This is a genomic window from Treponema endosymbiont of Eucomonympha sp. (genome assembly GCF_001028545.1).
Genome location: NZ_BBPW01000164.1, coordinates 1 through 1,322, shown reverse-complemented (window position 1 = coordinate 1,322; position 1,322 = coordinate 1). Strand labels below are relative to the sequence as shown.

Annotated in this window: 3 protein-coding genes; all 3 read right to left on the bottom strand. The window is 56.4% G+C overall.

Annotation, left to right across the window (positions count from 1 at the left end):
* On the bottom strand, positions 1-236 hold a 236-nt coding region (locus AWU74_RS05610; protein WP_162504890.1), incomplete at its 3' end, for a transposase.
* Between the two features lie 213 nt (positions 237-449).
* Positions 450-656, bottom strand: a complete 207-nt coding sequence (locus AWU74_RS05605) for a hypothetical protein (RefSeq protein WP_062328458.1) — start codon at positions 654-656, stop codon at positions 450-452.
* The gene (locus AWU74_RS05600) at positions 653-1,204 is read right to left on the bottom strand and encodes a hypothetical protein (protein ID WP_062328455.1); all 552 of its coding nucleotides are present in this window, start codon (positions 1,202-1,204) and stop codon (positions 653-655) included. The genes AWU74_RS05605 and AWU74_RS05600 overlap by 4 nt, the downstream gene beginning before the upstream one ends.
* Positions 1,205-1,322 lie beyond the last annotated feature (118 nt).

Below are 1,322 nucleotides of genomic sequence, written 5' to 3'. Positions count from 1 at the left end.
CCCTTGTCCCGCCAGCGACAAAACCGCTTGTGTATGCTGTTCCAGTTCCCGAATTCTGGCGGTATGTCTCTCCACGGAGCGCCCGTGCGCGTCTGCCGCGCTACCGCGTTGATAAACAAACGGTTATCTTTCACCACTCCCCCGCGTTTCCCTGCCTGTCCGGGCAGCAGGTCTTTTATCCGTTCCCACGCCGCGTCGCTTATATCGTGCCGGTGAATGCCTTCTTGTCTTTTCATGCTTCTATTTTACCTCTTTCCCTTTATCCAGTCCACACTACCTAGAGGTTTCTTTACCTTACTTACCTTGACCGACTTACCGGCGCTGTGCCTTCCATACGCGCATAGATGCCGTTTGCAGCGTCCGTTTGGGCTGGGTGGTGGGTTTAATCGACCGAGCGTTTGTCAACGCCGCTTATGGCATCCTGTGCCCTGTTTTAGGCGGGAAAACGGCTATTCTATACCGTACACCACCTGTACCGTGCGCACCTGCTCCTGCACAAAGAAATACCTTTCCGGTGCTGCTACCTTCACCGTGACCAAGCCGTGCTTTGTTATGCCGTACACCGCAAGCGTATAGCCGCCGATTGTTTCTTTCAGGTAGCCTTTCACAATGCCGGTGCCGTCGGTATCTATGAGCGTAATGTCCTCCGCCGTCAAGCCGTAAAAAGAAGTATACCGGGTTGGTACGTGCTGAAATGTAGCCCCAGAGTCTTCGTCGCTTTCCATCCCGCTATTCCGTCCGCTCCAACACCCGTGCACCGTGCCGATATCTTCGGCGCGCGTATAAACACCGCCTTCCTGTTTCCGTCGGGTCGCCACTTATACCCTGCCAGTGGTGTTACCTCCACCGTAACGAAACCCCTTCCGCCAATGCCGCTCACCGCAAGCCTGTAGTATTGGGCGGCGTCGTCGAGAACCGACAGCGCGCCTTTCTGAATGCCGGTGCCGTCGGTATCTATGAGCGTAATGTTCTCCGCCGTCAAGCCTGCAACGCCGTACATGTTGAACAGTAGCCTCGTCGTGGTCGCCTCCTTTTTGCTGCTTTCGTCCTCACCCACGAAGAAGTCTCTATACACCGCCGTGTCATCGGGGTTGTCTTTTACCACCGTGTCACCCGCCGCGCCCGTATAATCGGGGTAGTAGACTTCCTGCGTGTTCCCCGCCCCGCCGAGCCCGTCCACCGTGTCCGTGATTTTTTGCAGCAAATCGCAACCGCCGATAGCCAGTGCCAGCGCGAAGCCAGCCGCCCAAAAGGGGGCTAAACAGCAAATTGCACTTGGTAGTCGACGAGTACGGGATGCCGGCAGGCGGCATTGTGACAAG